18 protein-coding genes, 1 tRNA gene and 2 pseudogenes are annotated in these 16560 nt (G+C 39.3%); 18 read left to right on the forward strand and 3 right to left on the reverse strand.

Features of this window, described 5'->3' with window-relative positions:
- The 17 genes and pseudogenes from ACTQ1L_RS08475 to ACTQ1L_RS08555 all read left to right on the forward strand — a co-directional run.
- Positions 1 to 469: alpha/beta fold hydrolase (locus ACTQ1L_RS08475; RefSeq protein ID WP_441366567.1), on the forward strand; the 469-nt coding region annotated here is incomplete at its 5' end.
- Positions 470 to 501: 32 nt separating this feature from the next.
- Positions 502 to 1302 (forward strand): class I SAM-dependent methyltransferase, encoded by an 801-nt coding sequence (locus ACTQ1L_RS08480; protein WP_441366569.1) that lies wholly within the window; start codon positions 502 to 504, stop codon positions 1300 to 1302.
- Positions 1303 to 1379: 77 nt separating this feature from the next.
- The gene (locus ACTQ1L_RS08485; protein WP_441366571.1) at positions 1380 to 2114 is read left to right on the forward strand and encodes an alpha/beta fold hydrolase; all 735 of its coding nucleotides are present in this window, start codon (positions 1380 to 1382) and stop codon (positions 2112 to 2114) included.
- 227 nt (positions 2115 to 2341) lie between these two features.
- The gene (locus ACTQ1L_RS08490) at positions 2342 to 2968 is read left to right on the forward strand and encodes a helix-turn-helix domain-containing protein (protein WP_441366573.1); all 627 of its coding nucleotides are present in this window, start codon (positions 2342 to 2344) and stop codon (positions 2966 to 2968) included.
- Positions 2969 to 3042: 74 nt separating this feature from the next.
- A pseudogene (locus ACTQ1L_RS08495) lies at positions 3043 to 3590 on the forward strand (ATP-binding cassette domain-containing protein); the annotation flags it as partial.
- 451 nt (positions 3591 to 4041) lie between these two features.
- Positions 4042 to 4653: a DUF1349 domain-containing protein gene (locus tag ACTQ1L_RS08500; protein WP_441366575.1), complete on the forward strand. Its 612-nt coding sequence runs from the start codon at positions 4042 to 4044 to the stop codon at positions 4651 to 4653.
- Between the two features lie 40 nt (positions 4654 to 4693).
- Positions 4694 to 5740: a Fic family protein gene (locus ACTQ1L_RS08505; protein WP_441366577.1), complete on the forward strand. Its 1047-nt coding sequence runs from the start codon at positions 4694 to 4696 to the stop codon at positions 5738 to 5740.
- Between the two features lie 94 nt (positions 5741 to 5834).
- Positions 5835 to 6224, forward strand: coding sequence for a 23S rRNA methyltransferase (locus ACTQ1L_RS08510; protein ID WP_441366579.1), 390 nt, complete (start codon positions 5835 to 5837; stop codon positions 6222 to 6224).
- A gap of 108 nt (positions 6225 to 6332) precedes the next feature.
- Complete coding sequence (locus ACTQ1L_RS08515; RefSeq protein ID WP_441366580.1) at positions 6333 to 6884, forward strand: ATP-binding cassette domain-containing protein; 552 nt, start codon at positions 6333 to 6335, stop codon at positions 6882 to 6884.
- Positions 6885 to 7175: 291 nt separating this feature from the next.
- Positions 7176 to 7469 (forward strand): annotated as a pseudogene (gene rhuM / locus ACTQ1L_RS08520) (RhuM family protein); the annotation flags it as partial.
- A 318-nt stretch (positions 7470 to 7787) separates the two neighbouring features.
- Entirely contained in the window at positions 7788 to 8936 is a 1149-nt protein-coding gene (locus ACTQ1L_RS08525; RefSeq protein WP_441366583.1) for an SLC13 family permease, read from the forward strand.
- Positions 8937 to 8963: 27 nt separating this feature from the next.
- On the forward strand, positions 8964 to 9128 hold the full coding sequence (locus ACTQ1L_RS08530; RefSeq protein ID WP_441366586.1) for a hypothetical protein: 165 nt from the start codon (positions 8964 to 8966) through the stop codon (positions 9126 to 9128).
- 210 nt (positions 9129 to 9338) lie between these two features.
- Positions 9339 to 10349: a LacI family DNA-binding transcriptional regulator gene (locus ACTQ1L_RS08535; protein ID WP_441366588.1), complete on the forward strand. Its 1011-nt coding sequence runs from the start codon at positions 9339 to 9341 to the stop codon at positions 10347 to 10349.
- A complete protein-coding gene (locus ACTQ1L_RS08540) occupies positions 10349 to 11680 on the forward strand; it encodes an MATE family efflux transporter (protein ID WP_441366590.1) in 1332 nt (443 codons plus the stop codon). Before ACTQ1L_RS08535 ends, ACTQ1L_RS08540 begins: the two co-directional genes overlap by 1 nt.
- Before the next feature lie 216 nt (positions 11681 to 11896).
- On the forward strand, positions 11897 to 13006 hold the full coding sequence (locus ACTQ1L_RS08545) for an AAA family ATPase (protein WP_441366591.1): 1110 nt from the start codon (positions 11897 to 11899) through the stop codon (positions 13004 to 13006).
- Positions 12996 to 13235 carry a hypothetical protein gene (locus ACTQ1L_RS08550; RefSeq protein ID WP_441366594.1) on the forward strand — a complete coding sequence of 80 codons (240 nt, stop codon included), beginning with the start codon at positions 12996 to 12998 and terminating at the stop codon, positions 13233 to 13235. The genes ACTQ1L_RS08545 and ACTQ1L_RS08550 overlap by 11 nt, the downstream gene beginning before the upstream one ends.
- 68 nt (positions 13236 to 13303) lie before the next feature.
- Positions 13304 to 13819, forward strand: a complete 516-nt coding sequence (locus tag ACTQ1L_RS08555; protein WP_055163867.1) for a DJ-1/PfpI family protein — start codon at positions 13304 to 13306, stop codon at positions 13817 to 13819.
- Between the two features lie 164 nt (positions 13820 to 13983).
- Here ACTQ1L_RS08555 and ACTQ1L_RS08560 read toward each other — a convergent pair whose 3' ends face one another.
- A complete protein-coding gene (locus tag ACTQ1L_RS08560) occupies positions 13984 to 14139 on the reverse strand; it encodes a hypothetical protein (protein ID WP_158560470.1) in 156 nt (51 codons plus the stop codon).
- 252 nt (positions 14140 to 14391) lie between these two features.
- On the opposite strand from ACTQ1L_RS08560, the gene ACTQ1L_RS08565 reads away from it, so the two are divergent.
- Positions 14392 to 15261, forward strand: a complete 870-nt coding sequence (locus ACTQ1L_RS08565) for a YitT family protein (protein WP_441366597.1) — start codon at positions 14392 to 14394, stop codon at positions 15259 to 15261.
- A gap of 126 nt (positions 15262 to 15387) precedes the next feature.
- On the opposite strand, the gene ACTQ1L_RS08570 is transcribed toward ACTQ1L_RS08565, so the two are convergent.
- Together ACTQ1L_RS08570 and ACTQ1L_RS08575 are read right to left on the reverse strand one after the other, a co-directional pair.
- Positions 15388 to 15460 (reverse strand) — tRNA-Lys (locus ACTQ1L_RS08570).
- A gap of 95 nt (positions 15461 to 15555) precedes the next feature.
- Positions 15556 to 16350: a Cof-type HAD-IIB family hydrolase gene (locus ACTQ1L_RS08575; protein ID WP_321110911.1), complete on the reverse strand. Its 795-nt coding sequence runs from the start codon at positions 16348 to 16350 to the stop codon at positions 15556 to 15558.
- Positions 16351 to 16560 lie beyond the last annotated feature (210 nt).

The following is a 16560-nucleotide window of genomic DNA, read 5'->3' on the forward strand; positions in this document are numbered from 1 at the left end:
GGGATTTGTTTCGATTGATTCTGCACCGCTTCAAAGACGGTATATGACGTCTATGGAAATCTGGATGTTGAAAAGAATGGAACCCATTTACCGCTATTACCCATGGAAATCCCTCTTAAAGGCGGGAACAGACGGAATTGCCGTAACGAAATACGGAAGAAAACTGATGCGTGAAATGATGTTAGTGTACGATGGTGACCAGAAAAGGTATGCGAAGGTGGCGGGGCATGGATTTAGGATACTTGCGGAAGCGATAGAGAGGAATCTGGCTTATGAAATCAAATGTCCGGCTTTATTAATCTGTGGCGAACAGGACAAGGCAGGCTCCTGTGTCAGATACAACAAGGCATGGCATAAGAGCACCGGCATTCCTTTGGAATGGATTAAAGATGCCGGACATAACTCTAATACTGACCAGCCGGAGCTTGTGAACAGCCTCATTACAAAGCTGGTTGAGGGGATGCGGTGACAAAAAAGTATTATGACAGGTGGGTGTTGGGAATGCTAGACAATGAAGTTGTAAAATATTATGAAAATTATAGAGAAGAAGACAGAATAACAACAAACAATGCAAGAAAAATAGAATTTTTAACTACAATAAGAAAGTTTGATGAAGTATTTAAAGAGAAATATGAAATCCTTGACTGTGCAGCAGGAACGGGAGCATATGCATTCTATTTAGCAGATAAAGGACATAAATTAACTGCTACAGATATTACGCCAAGACATATTTCTTATATAGATGAACACTTAAAAGAAAAACCATATTCAATGGAAACGAAGGTGTTAGATGCAACGGATATGTATTGTTTTCAGGATGCATCCTTTGATGTCGTTTTGAATATGGGACCTTTTTATCATTTGATTGATGAGAAGGCTAGAAAAAAGTGCCTTGAAGAGTCCTTAAGAGTATTGAAAAAAGGCGGTTATTTCGTTGTTGCATATATACCAAGATTATACCTTAATCAAATGATAGCAATGCTTGATGTCAAGTACGTTGATGAAAAATTGCTTAGCCAGATAAAAACAACCGGGGTATTGAAACATAATGATCCCAACTGCTTTTGGACGGATACATATTATTCGTCCTATGATGAGATGCAGGCACTTTTCAGAGATAATAATCTGGATGTAGTGATGCATTTTGCACAGGATGGTATGTCCCCATTATTTCATAATACTGTTGATATGTGGAATGATGAACAATTTGATACCTGGCTTGCATATCATTTATCTGTATGTGCTGAAAAAACGATTATAGATATGAGTAACCATGTGGTGATTATTGGAAAAAAGAATTGAACTTCCCGTGAAATGAGGAATAGTAAAGGTGGTGAATTACTATGATAATTTTAACAGGAAAGAGGAGGTGCAAGCGTATGTGGAGTGACATAGCAGGGGGAGTTTTACTTGTCCTTGTAATTTATTTTATTGTTCAGGGAATACGGTGCAGTATGGCGGTAAAGGAGAGCAAAAGCCGTCTTGCAACCTACAATGCCTGGACGATAGCATTAAGTTATGGCGATATGACTTATGTTGATTCGGGCAAGGGCGAGGTAATTTTATCCATTCACGGAATTTTCGGCGGTTATGACCAGGCCTATGATACCTGTAAGGATTTTTGTTCCGATTATCGAATTATCGCTCCCTCGCGGTTTGGATATTTGGGAAGCGATGTTTCCGGTGACGGAACGCCTGCCAAACAGGCAGAGGCGTATGTGGAACTTCTGGACAAGCTTGGCATTGACAAGGTGTATCTGTTGGCGACGTCTGCCGGAGGCAGCATTGCAATCCGTTTCGCACTCGATTATCCGGAGCGCACGAGAGGCTTGATTTTATACTGCTCCGCCATGCCACTTGTGGAGAACCGAAAAATTTGCCGAAATATGTCAAGAAATTTTGAGGACTACACGGTTGAAGATTTGCAGGTACCTACGTTGATTTTCCATGCGAAGGACGATAAGCTGGCGAGTTACAATGATACGGAGAGGGCGCTGTCAAGATTCCCAGACTGCACATTCGTTTCCTTTGAAAATGGCGGACATTTGATGGCAGGGCATGGAGAAGAAATCAAAGAAGCAGTTTCCGATTTTGTGGAAAACAGTTTGCATTGACAAAATAAAAGCGTTTGAAAAGACATGACCGGCACCTTGGTGAATGCTTGCGAATCTGAAATGCAGGTAATAGCTGATGAAAAAGCATAAAATGATGTACGTTTTCCCGCAGAAAATCGGAATTTTCGCCTTTGCAACTATCGGTTGACAAAGTGCTATGAGAAAATGGTGGCAATGCAACCGCTATTTTTGTTAGTTTTAATAAAAAAGAAAGGCGGTGTTTTGATATGAATATGGCAGACAGGATACAGCATCTACGAAAGAGCAAAGGGATTTCGCAAGAAGAACTTGCTGATAAGGTTGGTGTATCGAGACAAGCGGTTTCTAAGTGGGAGTCAGAACAAAGTACACCAGACATTGAAAAGGTCATCTTATTAAGTGATTTCTTCGATGTGACAACAGATTATTTACTGAAGGGAATAGAACCAGTATCAGAAAATATTACTAAAAAGAGTGATGCTCGTATCTTTTCTTTGGTGGGTAGTGTTTTTAATTTTATTGGCTTGGTAGTAGCCATTATGATTTGGAAAGAAAAACAAACGTCATTTTCTGTTGCAGTGGGACTAAGTTTAATGGCAGTAGGAGTTATGATATTTGTAATAGGACAGTTTATAGGGGAGAATAAAGAAAAAGCTTCATTTTGGTTTTGGACTGTTAATGTATGGATTGTCATACTAATACCAATTTCTTGTGTGTTTAATGCCATGCAGGGGATTCTTGGAGGGCATTGGTGGACATTTAGACCAACACCAGAATTGGGAAACTCTATAGGCTTTTATGTGTTATGTTGGGGATTCTATTTTGCGGTTTGTATAATCGTAGATTTACTCTTGATTAAACATGCAAAGCGATAAATTTCAGTTTTTCGTGCGGACTAATCAATTTACATATCGAGGAGGTTTTTTGTATGGAATTACAATTATAGCATTTGTGCAAACATTACGGTACAAAATGCGCTGTTAATCACGTCAGCACTACCCTTACGCCGGGTGTGTACGATCTGCTTGGCGCAAACGGCGCGGGCAAGACGACTTTAATGCGTATGATTTGCGGGGTACTGAAATCCACTTCCGGCAGACTCTGTCTGGACAGAAAGTCGATTGAGGAATTGGGGGAAGCATATTACGCCCGCTTGGGGTATATGCCGCAAGACTTCGGCTTTTATCCAGATTTCACCGCCCGTGAGTTTATGCGATACATGGCGGCGGTCAAGGGGCTTGATAAGCGGGAAGCAAAGAACCGAACTGAGGAATTGCTGGAACTCGTCAATCTGCGTGATGTGGCGGACAGGAAAATCAAGTTCTTTTCCGGCGGCATGAAGCAGCGTTTAGGAATCGCGCAGGCGGAACTAAATGCCCCGGATATTCTCATTCTGGATGAACCGACCGCGGACTTGACCCTAAAGAGCGTGTGCGCTTCCGCAATCTGATATCCGATTTTGCAAAGGATAAAATCGTCATTCTGTCAACGCATATAGAGACAATAGTGGCACTACATCGGACAGATTTGTAAGAATCCTTGATTTGCGCGAAAGAAATTTCTGATGGAGTAAACGTGTCTGTGGTATTGGACTGCGGCTTCGGAAACACATCAAAGGAAAAGTAATATTTTTATCATTCAACAGAATAAAAGAAACGTGAAAGACCGTTCATTTTCAAGAAAAAGGGCTACAAATTGAAAAAGGGAAAATGCCGATTGATAATTTTGGATATTTGTGCCCTTAGTTTTCAGCGTAATCCATTTAATAAAAATGCCGTTTACGGCAAAAATATTAAATGGAGATACGAATAATAAGCACAAATACGCACAAAATAATGTTTATACCGTAAATATGGCGCGAATTTAAGGGGAAATACGCTTAATATATTGACTTCCCCTTATTATTGGTTATAATTTAAGGGAAAGAAAAAACATTGAGGGAAAGACAATGAAGATAGATAAAAAACAATGGAAATGGACAAGAGAGCCTAAAGCTTTCTCTATTGAAGATGACAGAATTGAAATAATAACGAATCCGCATACTGATTTATGGCAGCGCACATATTATCATTTTAGAAATGATAACGCCCCTGTGTTGCAGATAACCACGGATGAGAAGTTTTTTTCATTTACTGTAAAGACAGAATTTGAAAGTAAAGTTCGTTTTGACCAGTGTGGCGTAGTTATGTATTTGGATAGTGATAATTGGCTCAAAGGTTCAATTGAATATGAAAATGATGATTTTCAGCATCTCGGAAGTGTGGTAACAAATAATGGTTTCTCTGACTGGGCTACAACTGAAATAGATGCAAGCATAAAATCTATGTGGTATAGATTTAGCAGGCGAGAGAATGATTATTGTATCGAATGCTCCGAGGATGGTGTTAAATATAAGCAGATGAGAATCTGCCATATGTATAAAGCCACTGATGAAATTCAGTTTGGCATTTATGCTTGCAGCCCAGAGGAGTCATCTTTTAAGGCAGCATTTACTAACATGGAAATAACAGAATGTAAGTGGTTGGCTCATGATGGTCAGGCACCGGACGAGGAAATTTAGTAAGACAGCATGGCTGTGTGAGAGGTAGGTGTTTAAGTAATTGAGAACATTTAACTATTCAAAAATAAAAGAAGAAAAATGGGATTCAGAAATTCTTGGTCTCGTAGCAGCAATATACAAGTTCGCAGGTAAGCAGGAATTATATCTCAAGCAAAGACCCGACGAGTTAGAAAAACTTGTGGAGATTGCTAAGATTCAGAGTACCGAGGCTTCAAATGCGATTGAGGGAATTGTAACCACCAATACAAGAATTAAGCAGTTGGTTGAGGAAAAGACCACACCTAAAAATAGAGACGAAGAGGAAATCGCAGGTTATCGTGATGTACTTAATATCATCCATGAGAGTTTTGATGCGATTCCTATTACACAGAATTATATCTTGCAGTTGCATAAAATCCTGTGTAGCCATATGAATAACCCACTCGCAGGGAGAACTAAGAATGTACAGAATTATATCAGCACCACATATCCTGATGGGCATACAGAAGTGCTGTTCACTCCTTTGGCTCCATTTGAGACACCAGAGGCACTTGATAGAATTTGCGAAGAATACAATAGGGTGATTGGAAATTATGAGGTGGAGCCATTGTTGGCAATTCCGATTTTTATCCATGACTTTTTGTGTATCCATCCTTTCAATGACGGTAATGGCAGAATGAGCAGATTGCTTACAACCCTGCTACTTTATCGCAGTGGTTTTTATGTAGGAAAGTACATCTCGCTCGAAGCTAAAATTGCAAAGAACAAGGATTTGTATTACGAGGCTTTAGGTCATTCACAGGATGGTTGGCACGAAGGAGAAGAGGATGCAGTTCCTTTTATAAAATATCTCCTTGGAACTATTCTGGCAGCTTACAAAGATTTCGAAGACCGATTTGAAATTGTAGAAGAGAAACTTCCGGCAATCGAAATGGTTCGTAAAGCCACACAGAATAAGATCGGGAAGTTCAATAAGCAGGACATCCGTGAATTATGTCCGTCTCTTAGTGTAAGTTCAATTGAAGGTTCACTACGTAAGCTTGTAGCAGAAGGAGAACTTCGCAGGGAAGGAACTGGAAAATCTACATTTTATGTCAGATTGAAATAAGAAGAAACAGGCTATTTTCGTATCAAGGATATGTTCCCGTGTACGAAAAATAGCCGTTTTATTGTAGTTTTTAGATTTTGAAAAGTGTTTCAAGATGAGCAAAATATTGAAGTCAAAAAGTGGCTGGGAAAAACGCATATATATAGGAACCCGTAACGTTTTTTCGTGCCATGTTGAGACGGTTGTTCTTCTTTCCAAGGGAATGGCCGACAACAGAAAAGTGAAGGTTGATTTCTCCCTAGAGGATATGGACTTGTCTGAATTTAAAGGAAAAGCAACTTATGAGCAGATAAAAGTATATGTGTTGGAACAGACAGGGCTTAAGGTTTCCAATCTTTATATCGCACAGATTAAGAAGAAATGTGGATTGGATGTTGGTGAGAATTTTAATCTGCCTAAATCTGAGAATGCAAAACAGCCAAAGTGTACACCGGAGAAGGAAGAGGCGATTATGCAGGCGTTTAAACATTTTGGTATTATATAGTTGTGGATAAGAAACAGTGTGTGTTAATAATATAGTTTATTAGCGTAAAAGGGACATTCTAGACCTGTAAATTTTACCGGTTATGGGATGTTCTTTTAAAATGATAATGTGGACATCAGGAAATATGATTACAAAGAATATATGTCGATATTTTCTGTTGTTTTCCAGGATTTTAAATTGTTTTCTTTTGGACTTGGACAAAATGTTTCAGCAAGTTTTCATTACAATGAAGAACTTGCAAAGAAGTGTTTAGAGAAGGCAGGATTTTATGGACGATTGCAGAGTATGAAGAAAGGATTAGAGACTTCTATCTACAAAGATTTGGACGAAGAGGGTGTAGAGATTTCCGGTGGGGAAGCACAGAAGATTGCTTTAGCGAGAGCACTTTACAAAAATGTTCCATTTATTATTCTTGATGAACCGACAGCTGCTCTGGATCCGATTGCAGAATATAAAGTGTATTCAAAATTTAATGAGATAGTACAGGATAAGACAGCGATTTACATCAGTCACAGACTTTCATCCTGTAGATTCTGTGATGTCATAGCAGTATTTGATGGCGGACAGATTGTGCAGAGGGGAGTTCATGATAGATTATTGCAGGATACGCATGGTAAATACTATGAGTTATGGAATGCACAGGCGCAGTATTACACATAGGTTTATTTGATTCACTTAAGAGAATGTACCGAAACTATTAAAGAAGTTCAAGATAAATTAATTTGCAAAAAGTCAATTAACACTTTGCGACAGATTATGGACAGAATTTTTCACAAAACTGATTGTGCAACACTAACAATTTTTTGGGGAATGTATAGTCTCGCAAAAGTAACAACATGGCAATCGAGTAGTATCGGTTGCTTTTTTGTTGCTCACTTTTAGAAATTATCGATTGCCCCAGAAGAATGATTTCTAAAAGAAACCAGATGTCAAAAGGAGGCCTCCTATTTGATTAAGAAGATTTATTCCGACTCAGAGCTTGAGGAAGATTCAACTATCCGGAATTTCCGGATAGTTCAAACCGAAGGTTCACGTCAGGTGACCCGTGATACAAAGCATTATAATCTTCAAATGATTATTGCTGTTGGATTCAAGGTAAATAATGAGCAAGCGGTGCAGTTTCGCAAGTGGGCCAATGGCATCGTGAAGGACTACACCATCAAAGGTTGGGTCATGGATGATGAGCGTCTGAAAAATGGTGGCTCTGTGCTTACAGTAGAATACTTCGACCGTTTGCTTGAGCAGTAATCTGAAAAAGAAAACGCTGGTTGAAAGAATAAGGTATCAGGGATAGAAACAAGGATTTTGAACGCTGCTGTAGGATGTATACATATATCAGGAGGCTTCATTCATGGAGAGTGGAGTCTCTTTTATTTTGCATTGTATAATGGAACACCAGTTTATTTTTTCTGCCACATACGATAGCCAAGAGGAACGGAAAGATAAGATACTTTATCCCTATTCCAGATAGGTACAATCCACAATACAAAATGATATTCTTTTTTTCTGGATGTTTCTGTGATATACTTATATGCAGTCGTATCAGACCGGAAAGGAAATATTATGTTACAAAAATTATATGTTTTTTTCAGGAAAGAAACCGTTTTGTCAATTGCAGTGATCCTGGCGCTTCTTTCTATGTTCTGGGTCAGACCGGATAAGGCTTATTTTACTTATATCGATTTCAGGACTCTCGGGCTCCTCTTCTGTTTGATGGCAATTGTAGCTGGTTTGAAGGCTGTTGGTGTTTTTGATATACTTGCCAAAAAATTGCTGATGGGAACATCGGGAACTGTTGGTGTGATCAGGCTGTTGGTACTCTTATGTTTCTTCCTGTCAATGGTGATCACCAATGATGTGGCATTGATTACTTTTGTTCCTCTTGCACTGATCATTGTGCATAAACTGCCAAAGGAACTGGGCAATTACTGGCTTCTTAAATTAGTAGCCATGCAGACAATCGCTGCTAATCTCGGAAGCATGCTCACACCAATCGGAAATCCGCAGAACCTTTATCTATATGCCAGAGCAGGGATGTCCGTGGCAGAATTAATAACTCTGATGCTTCCCTATTCCGCCACAGCACTTATCCTTCTTCTAATATGGATACAGGTAGCCGCTGCCAAAGCACCTCACGTATGCGGTTCCGAAAAAGATAAAACTCTTTTGGGATTCTCTGACCGAAAAGAACTCAACATGGAATACCTGGCCGCTTACCTGATCTTATTTACAATCTGCCTGCTCACTGTTGCACGTATCATTCCATACCAGATTCCTCTTGTATTGGTTCTTATATATATGCTGCTAAGAAACAGGGAAAATATAAGCAGGGTGGATTACTCCCTGCTTGCCACCTTTATCGCATTATTTATTTTTATCGGCAACCTTGGAAGGATTCCGCAATTCAGCAGTTTTCTGGAAAGAATCATGGCAGGAAGGGAAACACTTACTGCTGTTCTTGCCAGTCAGATTATGAGCAATGTTCCCGCTGCGCTTCTTTTATCCGGCTTTACAGATAATTACCGGGCTTTAATTGTCGGAACCAATATTGGAGGTCTCGGCACTCTGATTGCATCCATGGCAAGCCTGATAAGTTTCAAATATATTGTAAAAGAAAACAGGAATCTGAGAGGGAAGTATTTGGGAATATTCACAGCCTCCAATATTATATTCATGATATTCATGTTAATATTGTATTTTTTTCTTAGATAAAGGTTTTCCCGGAAGACTTGCAGTTATATGGTACGAAGCTGCAAGTCTATTAATTATAAAGTTGTAAATTCACTTGATATTCCGGATAAACTTGTTACAAGAGATTCTATAACACAAGCTGAATTTGATACGATGATGCAGACCGGGCTTGCACAGGCAGCTAAGCAATATGGATATGGAGTAGTGGCTTAATCAATAAGGATTCTCAAATATGCAGAGAGCTTACAAATCAAAATAGCAAAATTGTTGATATAAGGATCGTGTAGAGATACATGATCCTTTTGTTGTGCAAATATAACAAAAAACAAACACAGATTTTGTAACGGGTTATACGCTTAACCTTTGTAAAATCCATATTTCTGTTGTACCATATAATCAGAATATAAAAAAGAGGAGATTGATATGGCACAGAACAGGGTTCGGATTGCGGATGTAGCAGATTCATTAGGCCTAAGTACAGCGACTGTCTCAAAGGTGATTCACGGCAAAACAGAAAAGATCTCGGATGAGACGGTAAAACGTGTCCAGCAGGAGCTTGAACGCTCAGGATATATCCCGAATATGGCAGGTATCCTGCTTGCCAGAAATAATTCAAGAATCATCGGTGTGGTGGTAAATGACAATGAAAAGTATGAAGGACGGGTTTTAGAGGATGGATTTGTGATGTCATCGCTTAATGCTCTTTCCCATGAGGTAAATGAAAAAGGCTATTTTCTGATGATAAAAACGACATCCGACATCAGTGAAATTCCGGTGTTTGCATCTATGTGGAATATGGATGGGCTGATTCTGATGGGTTTTTGTGAAGCCGATTATGAGAAGCTGAGAAACCAGATGAGGATATCGTTTGTAGTGTATGACGGTTATTTTGAAAAATGCTCCAAGGTTGTCAATCTGGTCATCAATCATTATGATGGCGGTTATCAGGCAGGGAAATATTTAAAGGAGCTGGGACATAAAAAGGCGTTGTGCATAGCGGATAATTTCATCTGCATGGATAAAGAGCGCATCGAGGGCTTTAGCAAAGCCTTTGGATTGCAGGAAACATTAAGATGGGAAATACCAAAAACAGAAAAGGAAAGAATGTGCTTTTATGAGGATAAATATAGAGAGCTGATAAAGAACAATGTTACAGCTGTTTTTGCAGTCTCGGATTTTTATGCACTTGAGTTTATGAGGTTTTTGCAGGGAAAAGGCATACAGATTCCAAAAGATATCCAGATAATAGGTTTTGATGACAACCTGGCAAGCAGGGAAAGTAATCCTGCGCTTACGACGATTCATCAGGAGGCGCCTCTTAGGGCAAAAACTGCAATCAAGTGTCTTGAGGCAATGCGCGATGGAGCAGAATGTGAGACAGAAATTGTGTTGCCGGTTGAGTTAATAAAAAGAGAAAGTACGAGGAAATTATAATGTCAAAGTTTATGAAATCATTGTGTAAAATTGCAATTCCGGTCACCTTGCAAAGTATGCTGCAGGCATCATTTTCAATTGTAGACCAGATTATGATAGGACAGCTTGGAGAGACTAATATATCGGCAGTTGGATTATGTGGAAATTTTTCTCTCATTTTTTCGGTGGTAATCGGTGCAGTGAGCACGGTTGCGGGTATATTGATCGCGCAGTTTATCGGTGCGGAGGATACAAAAGAGGCATGGTGTAGCTTTGATGTGAGTCTCATTTGTGGAATTATGATATCAGCATTATTTCTGGTTGCAGCAGGATTTTTTCCGTCATGGATTCTTGGTCTGTACACAAAGGATGTAAGTATTGTAAATACCGGCGCGGTATATTTCAGGATTGTAGCGTTTTCCTATATTCCAATGGCAGTAAGCAATATTTTATCCTCATGGCTGCGCTGTAAGGAGCATGCCACGATACCGTTTTTAGCAAGCTTTGGGGCAGTTGCAGTAAACACAGGCCTTAATTATCTGCTGATATTCGGAAAATTGGGATTGCCATGTATGGGAATAAAGGGAGCTGCGGTTGCAACACTTATTTCGCAGTTGTTTAACCTTGTATTTATTGTTATCGGATTTATCTTATGCATCAGAAAGGATGGAGATAAACCGGCATGGTCATTGCATTTCAGTAAAATTACTATAAAGGATTATCTGGTCATGATTATGCCGATTCTCATCAGTGAGTTTTTGTGGAGCCTCGGACAGAATGTGGAGTCTGCTGTCTATGGTCATCTGGGCACATCAAATCTGGCGGCGTACACACTTACATGCCCGATACAGGGGCTTATCGTAGGAGCACTTAGCGGATTGTCAGCGGCTGCAGGTGTGATGGTCGGCAAGAGGCTTGGCAGGAAAGAATACGATGAGGCTTACACAGAATCGAAGAAGATAATGTATGCAGGCTTAGCCGGAGCGGTAGCCGTATCGACATTGCTCATTCGTCTGGCAGGAGTATATACCGGACTGTATCGTGTAGATGGCAGCGTAAAAGAGCTTGGAAAGATACTGCTTATCGTATTTGCCCTGTATGCACCAATCAAGGTGGAAAATATGATACTTGGCGGTGGAATTATAAGAAGCGGCGGTAATACCAAAATCATTATGGTGATTGATATTGTTGGCACATGGTGCATCGGAATCCCACTGTGTCTGCTTGCAGCGTATGTGTTTAAGTGGGGCATTGTAGGTGTGTACACGCTGCTTACCACTGAAGAAATATTCAGGCTGGTTGTATCACTTGTTATTTTTAAGAGGCGCAAGTGGATGATTAGTTTATCATAGAGATTTTTTATTACCTTAAATAACTTATCAAGATTTTTATTCTGCTTTTTTGCAAGCTTCAGATCTTTTCTGTGTGGGAGATCGGAAACTCTTTTGGGATCGTGGGAGTGATATTCGAAACAAAAATTCGATATTGCCGTAAAAAAAATACGGATAGACTTGAACTTCTTTACAGATAATCATATAATAAAGAAAAAGAAATGGAAGGTGATTATCATGTTAAAGAAATTTAGTGTCGAAAATTTCAAAGGATTTAAGGATAAAATCACATTTGATATAGGAACACCCAGTAATTACAGCTTTAATTCTGAAATAATAGAGAATGGCTGCATAACGAAGGGAATTATATATGGTATCAACAGTTGTGGAAAGTCGAATCTTGGTTTGGCTATCTTTGATATCATTACTCATCTGACTGAAAAGCAAAAACTCCTGGGAAGCTATGATTTTTATCTGAATATGAGTGGAAGAAAATCTTTTGCGGAGTTTGAGTACACATTCGTGTTCGACGGTCATGAAGTTGTATATAAGTACAGTAAAATGGATGTGAATTCCTTAAAGAGTGAAAGTTTGTCCATTGATGGAAAAGAAGTCATTTTCTTTGACTTCCTGACAAGAGATGGATTTACTTTGCTTGAAGGATCAGATACTTTGAATGCATCAATAAGAAATGAAAGCCCGATCTCGAGAGTGAAATATGTAAATAGTAATTCAATTCTTTCAGATAATGTTCAGAATCAGGTATTTAAGAAGTTTATTGATTTTGTCGAGAGGATGCTTTTATTCTATTCACTTGATAGCCGTGGATATGAAGGTTTTATGAACGGATCAGAGAGCATTGCAGAAGGAATTGTTAATAGTGGCAAAGTTAAGGATTTCCAAGAATTTTTAAAAGAAAATGATATCGATTATGAATTATATGGATGCGAGGTCGATGGAAGAAAGGCTATATATTGTCATTTCGACAATAAAGATGCTGACTTCTTCAAGATTGCTTCAACAGGAACCAAATCCCTTGCATTATTCTATTACTGGTATATCCGTATGGAAAAAGCATCATTTGTATTCATTGATGAGTTTGATGCATTTTACCATTATGAATTATCAGAGTCAGTTCAGAAGAGACTTAGAAGAATTAGCGATGTGCAGGTATTTACAACTACACACAACACAGACCTTATGAGCAATGATTTACTCAGACCAGATTGCTATTTCCTTCTTGAGAATAATAGCATAAATGCAATTTCAGAGCTGACAGAAAAGGAGCTTCGTCAGGCTCATAATCTTCAGAAAATGTATAAGGCAGGTGCGTTTAATGGCAGATAAGGACTATAAGGCATTTATAGTTGAAGGAGAAGCCAGAGAAAATATCTATATGCTTTGGAAGAAACTCAAGGCGGATGATTTCGACACAGATATTATTGAGGTCTTAAGGGAAAGTAATAAGAAAATCAGAGAACAATTGGAAGGATTATCAAGAGATGATTTTTCGGAGGTGTTTCTTTTCTTTGATTATGATGTACATCAGACAAATTTGGGAAAGGCAGATATTTGATGTCTCGATCAATACGCTTTTGGGAGAACCCAGAAAGCTGATTTGCCAGTGAATAGGGAGGTATATGGATGAAAGATGTGTTTCTTGTATATGACAAGAGCTGTTTTTATGAAATCGTGATACTCAATTATTTTATGAGCTTTTCAAACTGCGACATGGTTTTCTGTTCATTGGACGGAAAGCCTGTTCGCACTATGGAAGGTTTTTCCGTCAATGTTGATATGCCTTTAGAAGCACTTGAAAAAGATCAAATCAGAAGTTTTATCCTTCCGGGCGGAAACATTGCTGAAATTGACACTCCAGAGGTGAAGTCGTATCTGCAAGCCTTAATGAAACGAGAGATTTTGATTGCCGGGATTTGTGCAGGAGTCGACGTGCTGGATCACGCTGGAATTTTGTGCGATGTGAAATCAACCCATTCCTCAGATGAAGATTGGGTAACAGATAAAAATGTGATAACTGCACGAGCAAATGCATATGTCGATTTCGCAGTTGAAGTTGCGAAGAAGCTGGATCTGTTCGCCAGTGAAGATGATCTTCAGGAAACAATCAACTTCTGGAAACATTATCAAAGAGTGCAGTAGTACGGAGGTGGCAGTGGAATATCTAAGGCAAATTACAGAAGATAATTTTATGGAAGTATTGCATTGAATCTGGTGATTCAGTACATTAAAACGAAACCCTTTGGAGCATCGGACAAAGTAACATTAACCTGTAATATAGACAAAAAATGAGCTGACCTTTGCAATTATATGGATCGTGGTATACTGCGGTCTGCAATCGCTGTATTGTGGAAGGACAGAGGACTGTTTGCCATGTTGGATGCAATGTTTGCTGAAACTGCAGGCAGTGTACCTTTGTTGCTGTGTGTGGTGCTTTGTGGTTTTGCGTCAATGAATTTCATGACAGCACCTTCTATATCCATGGAGGGTATAAGTCTATGGCTTCTCCAATCACTTCCTATAGATACCTGGAAAATTGATGATTCCGGCTTGACTTAATTTAACATTTTAAATATAATAATTGCATACATAAGAAAACGTTCACTCTTCACCGGATGAGTGGTTAAAGCGTCTGGGAGCAAATCGTAGGTGCAGTAATTTACACTGTAAGATTTGTTTCCGGGCGCTTATTTATTTTGGAGGATAGATGCAATATGAATAAGAAAAAAGAATTATTGGTACAGATTATGTGGGAGCTTGCGGGAAGCATCTTTTATGCAATAGGTATATATAACTTCGCCCTGCAGGCAGAGTTTCCTATGACAGGTTTTTCGGGTATTTCGATTATTTTATACCGGCTGTTTAATATTTCCATTGGTTTATCAACGGTCCTGCTGAATATTCCGGTTGCGATACTATGCTGCAAATTATTGGGCAGGAAATTTTTTGTCAGCTCAATAAGATGCATGCTTTTGTCTTCTTTTATTGTTGACTATGTTGCGCCGTTATTTCCGGTGTATCAGGGAGACAGACTGCTTGCGGCATTGTGCACAGGTGTATTTTGTGGAATAGGCTATGCCATGATTTATACAAGAAATTCTTCAACAGGAGGAGCTGATTTTATCATCATGGCTGTAAAAGCATTGCGGCCTTATTTATCGATGGGCAACATCTCTTTTCTTACTGATGTCGGAATTATTCTGGTTGGAGGACTTTTGTTTCGGGATATTGACGGAATGATTTACGGCATGATAGTGAATATACTGTCTGCGGTTGTTATTGATAAAATGATATATGGCATGAATTCAGGCAAAGTAGCCTTTATCGTCACAAAAAATGGAAAGAGAATATGCGATGTAATTGATGAATGCAGTCAGCGCGGAAGCACTATTCTTAAGGCACAGGGAGGATATAAGCAGGACGATATTCAGGTGGTAATGTGTGCATGCAACAGTAAGGAAATGTACCAGGTGCGTAAATCCGTAAAAGATGCAGACCCGGCCTCTTTTATTGTGGTTGTTGAGTCTCATGAGGTGCACGGAGAGGGATTTAAAATGACAAATATTGGAGAAGCAGAACAGTAACAGATAGCAGGATGATAAAATCCAGATATATATAAACAGAAATATACAAACAGAGATATACAAAAAAGGAGCCGGATTAAATCCGACTCCTTTAAAGTGTTGGTAAATTAATTTGGGTACAAAAAATGCGCCTCCAGGGGCTCGAACCCTGCACACCCTGATTAAGAGTCAGGTGCTCTACCAAATGAGCTAGAGGCGCAAACATCTGTGTGAATATCTGTGTCACACGAACAAATGATATTATACACAGGGTTTTACAAAAATGCAAGTACTTTTTTAAAAAAATTTAAAAAATTATAAAAAAGACTTTAAAACACTAAGTACTCCGTTTTCCCAGTAAGGCGCACAGGTGTGTTTTGCGGCTGCGATAACTTCCTGGCGGGCATTTGACACGGCGTAGCTTATACCGGCATTTTGAAGCATCTCAATATCATTCAGATTGTCACCGAAACAGCATACTTCGTCCGGAAGCAGGTCGAATCTGTCTATGAGGTATGAGAGTGCAGTCCATTTGCTGACACCCTTTGCGTTGCAGTCTACCCATTCCTTGCCGGCGGATGCCAGGTGAGCTTTTTTATTCCATGCCGGAATGAAAACCGGTGTACACAGCTCTTCGCATTTGTCGGGATGAAAGACAGTGAATTTGATGATGTCATTTCTGTCAAGCCTTGTGATGTCATCAACCTCACGCATCTCAAAGCCGTATGAATCACGAAGCAGGTGAAAGACTGGGCTGCCACCATCCTCTGCAAAGCAGAAATCAGGAGTAGCAGCAAAGTAATCGCATGCAGGCAGCTCATCGCGGACCATCCGGCACATGCCCTTCCATATATCCTCGTCCATAGGATAGGTTTTTAGGATTTCCTTTGGAGTGCGCACGACTGTTCCTCCGTCTGTTATATACAAAAGCTTGTGCTTTATCGGAGCAAACAGCTTAAATTCGCTTGAAAACTGTCTGCCGGAACAGACTACAAATATTATTCCTTTGTCTATGAGCCTGTCGATGACAGACATGTACTCAGGATCTATGAGCAGTGAGCCGTCCTTTACAAGTGTTCCGTCTATATCTGTTGCTATTAGTTTTATCATTATTTATCTCCCCGGGCGTATATCTTTTGAATATTCAACCATATCATTATAAGAAATTATAATCTCATATGCAAGGGTCTTATAGTGTATTTATTACTGTTTGTGAAAGAAAAAACAGAACAAAAAAACAGAATATATTGAAAGTTTCCTACTCATATTGTATCATAGTAATATTGGCTTCATCTTCAATGCGTTGAAGCAATGAAAACT

The sequence above is a fragment of the Agathobacter sp. LCP21S3_B2 genome (genome assembly GCF_052118705.1).
In the GTDB taxonomy this organism is placed as follows: domain Bacteria; phylum Bacillota; class Clostridia; order Lachnospirales; family Lachnospiraceae; genus Roseburia.

What these genes read in the sequence shown, in the direction of transcription:
- ACTQ1L_RS08480 (WP_441366569.1), top strand. Translation starts at nt 502, where the DNA reads ATGCTAGACAATGAAGTTGTAAAATATTATGAAAATTATAGAGAAGAA.
- ACTQ1L_RS08485 (WP_441366571.1), top strand. Translation starts at nt 1,380, where the DNA reads ATGTGGAGTGACATAGCAGGGGGAGTTTTACTTGTCCTTGTAATTTAT.
- ACTQ1L_RS08490 (WP_441366573.1), top strand. Translation starts at nt 2,342, where the DNA reads ATGAATATGGCAGACAGGATACAGCATCTACGAAAGAGCAAAGGGATT.
- ACTQ1L_RS08500 (WP_441366575.1), top strand. Translation starts at nt 4,042, where the DNA reads ATGAAGATAGATAAAAAACAATGGAAATGGACAAGAGAGCCTAAAGCT.
- ACTQ1L_RS08510 (WP_441366579.1), top strand. Translation starts at nt 5,835, where the DNA reads ATGAGCAAAATATTGAAGTCAAAAAGTGGCTGGGAAAAACGCATATAT.
- ACTQ1L_RS08525 (WP_441366583.1), top strand. Translation starts at nt 7,788, where the DNA reads ATGTTACAAAAATTATATGTTTTTTTCAGGAAAGAAACCGTTTTGTCA.
- ACTQ1L_RS08530 (WP_441366586.1), top strand. Translation starts at nt 8,964, where the DNA reads ATGGTACGAAGCTGCAAGTCTATTAATTATAAAGTTGTAAATTCACTT.
- ACTQ1L_RS08535 (WP_441366588.1), top strand. Translation starts at nt 9,339, where the DNA reads ATGGCACAGAACAGGGTTCGGATTGCGGATGTAGCAGATTCATTAGGC.
- ACTQ1L_RS08540 (WP_441366590.1), top strand. Translation starts at nt 10,349, where the DNA reads ATGTCAAAGTTTATGAAATCATTGTGTAAAATTGCAATTCCGGTCACC.
- ACTQ1L_RS08545 (WP_441366591.1), top strand. Translation starts at nt 11,897, where the DNA reads ATGTTAAAGAAATTTAGTGTCGAAAATTTCAAAGGATTTAAGGATAAA.
- ACTQ1L_RS08550 (WP_441366594.1), top strand. Translation starts at nt 12,996, where the DNA reads ATGGCAGATAAGGACTATAAGGCATTTATAGTTGAAGGAGAAGCCAGA.
- ACTQ1L_RS08555 (WP_055163867.1), top strand. Translation starts at nt 13,304, where the DNA reads ATGAAAGATGTGTTTCTTGTATATGACAAGAGCTGTTTTTATGAAATC.
- ACTQ1L_RS08560 (WP_158560470.1), bottom strand. Translation starts at nt 14,139, where the DNA reads ATGAAATTCATTGACGCAAAACCACAAAGCACCACACACAGCAACAAA.
- ACTQ1L_RS08565 (WP_441366597.1), top strand. Translation starts at nt 14,392, where the DNA reads ATGAATAAGAAAAAAGAATTATTGGTACAGATTATGTGGGAGCTTGCG.
- ACTQ1L_RS08575 (WP_321110911.1), bottom strand. Translation starts at nt 16,350, where the DNA reads ATGATAAAACTAATAGCAACAGATATAGACGGAACACTTGTAAAGGAC.